General features: G+C 39.2%; 7 protein-coding genes and 2 pseudogenes. All 9 read right to left on the bottom strand.

Annotated features, from left to right (window positions below):
• Positions 1-597, bottom strand: a pseudogene (locus tag DWW13_RS18040) (conjugal transfer protein); the annotation flags it as partial.
• Positions 575-973 carry a conjugal transfer protein gene (locus tag DWW13_RS18035; RefSeq protein ID WP_003061368.1) on the bottom strand — a complete coding sequence of 133 codons (399 nt, stop codon included), beginning with the start codon at positions 971-973 and terminating at the stop codon, positions 575-577. The pseudogene DWW13_RS18040 and the gene DWW13_RS18035, both read right to left, overlap by 23 nt.
• A 107-nt stretch (positions 974-1080) precedes the next feature.
• Complete coding sequence (locus DWW13_RS18030) at positions 1081-1584, bottom strand: antirestriction protein ArdA (protein WP_002323345.1); 504 nt, start codon at positions 1582-1584, stop codon at positions 1081-1083.
• Positions 1585-1601: 17 nt separating this feature from the next.
• Positions 1602-2105 carry an antirestriction protein ArdA gene (locus DWW13_RS18025; RefSeq protein ID WP_003062492.1) on the bottom strand — a complete coding sequence of 168 codons (504 nt, stop codon included), beginning with the start codon at positions 2103-2105 and terminating at the stop codon, positions 1602-1604.
• On the bottom strand, positions 2024-2320 hold the full coding sequence (locus tag DWW13_RS18020; RefSeq protein ID WP_008687105.1) for a hypothetical protein: 297 nt from the start codon (positions 2318-2320) through the stop codon (positions 2024-2026). The genes DWW13_RS18025 and DWW13_RS18020 overlap by 82 nt, the downstream gene beginning before the upstream one ends.
• Before the next feature lie 90 nt (positions 2321-2410).
• Entirely contained in the window at positions 2411-2830 is a 420-nt protein-coding gene (locus tag DWW13_RS18015) for a nuclear transport factor 2 family protein (protein WP_003060053.1), read from the bottom strand.
• 67 nt (positions 2831-2897) lie between these two features.
• The gene (locus DWW13_RS18010) at positions 2898-3119 is read right to left on the bottom strand and encodes a hypothetical protein (RefSeq protein ID WP_003060793.1); all 222 of its coding nucleotides are present in this window, start codon (positions 3117-3119) and stop codon (positions 2898-2900) included.
• 1 nt (position 3120) lies between these two features.
• Positions 3121-3255 carry a DUF3789 domain-containing protein gene (locus tag DWW13_RS18005; protein WP_003061156.1) on the bottom strand — a complete coding sequence of 45 codons (135 nt, stop codon included), beginning with the start codon at positions 3253-3255 and terminating at the stop codon, positions 3121-3123.
• A 13-nt stretch (positions 3256-3268) separates the two neighbouring features.
• A pseudogene (locus DWW13_RS18000) lies at positions 3269-3434 on the bottom strand (replication initiation factor domain-containing protein); the annotation flags it as partial.

Here is a 3434-nt window from a genome sequence, read left to right as displayed (position 1 = left end):
GTCCCTGCCGTAAAGATGTTCCATGAGATACCCAAAATCATTGATTTCCAAGCGACGCACCTTGAAACGACGGGAGATTTTATTTTCCAATAACTTTTCCATTTTCATGTAACGGTTGATTTCATCATTCGGCATGGAAACAAAATCATTCATCAGCGTATGGTTCACTTCATGGAGAAATTCTGTGAACGTCAGCCACGCCGATTTTTTGATGTTCTTCAGATTGAGCTGTTCTTCTGTAACCATGAGCTTAAAGCCAAGAAAAAAGCGGTAGTCCACTTGATTGTCCCCAATCATAGATACTAACGCTTCGGTCTGTTCGTCTATTTTCTGGCAGGCAACTTCCTTTAATTTTCCAGTTACCAGTTTCTTTGACTGCTCCTGCATACTTCGGATTGAGCTTTCTGTGGCAATCTGCAAGGCATGAATTTTACCCTCACGGGACTGTGCGATAAGCTGGCGAAAGCTGTCATGCACGATAAATTTCTGCTCTGCGGATAGAAAAGAATAGTTGTACGGTATCAGCTCATAGTAAGCGAACACCTCATTGTCCTTGTTCCAGACAAGGTTATTGTCAATATATTTTATCGGGAACATAGTTCACACTCCTTACTGCCGTGATTGTTTCATTCAATATCTGCTTATGCAGTTTTACGGCTTTTCCTGCATAAGTGATTTTCGGTCGCAACGCATAAGTTATCTGTGATTTCAAAAAGCTGTACGGCTTCTTTCCGTCAAAGGTTTTCTGCGACATAAACCAAGTGAGAGCAACGGGAATACCAAAGTATTTGAGAAATGCTCCCTCAATCATGGAAAGTGGGGGAATATCCCCAAACAGAATGATGATAAATTCCGTAATCACAAACCATGTAATCTGTGTAAAAGTAACGGGAAAGGGTAAGTTAAAGTCATTGATTGCATACAAGACTTTTTCCACGTTCCAGATACCCGTGTAGCTTTTAATCTTTTTCAAGTTCTTTCAGCTCCTTTCAAAATAGAAAAGGACAGCCATTTTCAGACTGTCCCTTAAAGAGAAATACGCTGTCAGTAGCAACAATGCTTGTCGCTGATCTTCCAGCGTTAATATGGTATCTCGCACATACCTCGGCTTGTTTCAATAAAGCAACCGCCCATATCCAAATCTCGCCCGTAGGCTTCATAGTCAATGTAATTCTGTAAGCTGGGTGGAATGTCCCCAAGTGCCTGCAATTCGTCTATGTAGTAGTAGGCAACATCTGTCATGGTTTCACAGTCGGGATAATAGTAAATATCGTCCTTATGTTCCACGACTTCTTCCAGCGTCCCATAGTGGCTGATAAATTCGTCCAGACACTCTACAATATAGTCGGGAAGTTCCTCTATCATTTCATACATCTCATTGAGTTCTTCAATGGAAACATACTCGCCAATCGCAATGGGAAAGTTGTCGGTATCATGGATAGCGTATTCCTCATACTGTTCATTCAAGCCGATTTTTTCTTTCACATCTTCCTCGTCAATGGGGAACGTGAACCAAGCACCGACTAAATAGCCCTCATTGTATTTGCCAAGATTAGCAATATAAACCGCCATATCATCAATCATAAGCACCACCTCATTTCCTACTCTGGCAGTTCAAAGATACCGTGTTCTGTTACTAAAAATTTCCCGTGTTCCTGCAAGTGAGAAGCGTAGGCTTCAAAGTCAAAGTAGTATTCTTGACAGTCCTCGGATAAATGCTTGAACATCGGGTCGTTCATCAGCTTTTGCCTTGCAACATCTATCATGCTTTTACAGTCGGGATAAACAATAATCACGTTCCTGCAAATATAAAGTGCTTCTAAATTTTCAAACACCGTAAGTAGTGATACATATTCTTCCTGCATATCACTTGAAAGCTGGCGGTACATAAAATCTAATTCGTTGAGCTGGTACACGCTGGTGTGTTCGTGGACTTCATCAGCATAAGGCAACACCTTTTCGATAATACGATAATCCCCACTTTCTGCACCGATACCTAACTTTTCTTCAAACTCGGCAACATCTATCGGCAGGTCGAACCAGTATGATATTGTTTCTTCGCCAGTTGTTCCTCTCGTTTCCACCAGCACCCTTGTTTCCTGCATTGTTCCTCACGTCCTTTCTGTTGCTTCATCACATCTTTTAAGCTCTGGTACGACATACCAAACACATACTTTGAAAAATCTTCTAACTGTTTTATATCATAATTCGTAAGCGGTAATCGCTTCATTTCATGCCACACTTTACGCTTGTAAGAGGGCAGGTTAGAAATATAATCACAGCCGACGTTTGCCTGCATATCCTTAAAAATATCGCTCATTTCATCACTCCAATCTGATTTTAGGTAAGAAAAAAGCAGTCAATCCTAAGACTAACTGCTTTATGTATATGGATATAATTTGATTAAGTTTTAAAACCAGTTTGTTTTTTCATCTCTAAATTGAGGGTTATCGCTGTGTTGATATGGATTATAGTTATTCAGATTGCAACCATATTCTTTTAATGATTTGATTTTGTTATCTTCTGTCCATTCAATTAAGGAAATACCGTCAAATTCTTCAACGCTTCCCGTATTCATTTCATTTTTAAAATACCATTCTACGACAGTTTGATTTTCTTTATGAAAGAACTGTTTAATATCCCAAATAATGACTTTACCACGAGTATTCCATTCATTAAACCAATGTTTTACTGTTTTAAGATTTTCATATTTAGGACACCAGCTTTCCGTATAAACAACATCTTCTGTAAAAATTTTATCTATTCCTAAGTCTTGCTGTTTCAACCACATATCAAACCATAAACGAATAATTTTTTCTCTCTCATTCAAAATAGAACACCTCGATTACTTCTTTTTTCACATTATAGCACCCATACATCAGCCCCACAATAAAATTTTATGCACCGATAATCTTATTGAACAGCTCTAACAGTACATCTTTCACACCGCCGGCATTGAATACCAAGCCGACAGCAATCAAGGCAACTACCAAGAAACCGATAAGTTTTGAAAACTCACGCTTGAACCCTAAGTAGATACCGATAACCACAATCGACATAAGCACTAAGCTCTGTGCGTTGCTTAAAAACCATTGATACAAATTTTGCCCGAAATTCATGTTATTTGTCCTCGCTTTCTTTTAATTTCTTCATTTCATAGTCAGCTCCTTTGCCAACACTTAAAATACACATCAAGGCTACGCCGATACCCGTTCCAACAGATACCAGCAGGAAGTCTTTCAATAATTCCCACATTTTTTCATCACTCCTAACTTTCTACTAAATCTTTTGCAGGGGTCGTCTGCTGTTTGATTATCATTTCATGCTTTTCTGTGAGCTTTGCCTGCTGTTCGATAGTTTTCATGTAGTCTGTTCCGTTTCCCTTATCAATCCTTTTCAGCATTTTCAAGGTCGGTGCTACCTGCCGTTGTACC

Source organism: Blautia sp. AF14-40 (genome assembly GCF_003479665.1).
In the GTDB taxonomy this organism is placed as follows: Bacteria; Bacillota; Clostridia; order Lachnospirales; family Lachnospiraceae; genus Fusicatenibacter; species Fusicatenibacter saccharivorans.
The sequence above is the reverse complement of the archived record's forward strand: the minus strand, read 5'-3'. Positions and strand labels throughout refer to the sequence as shown.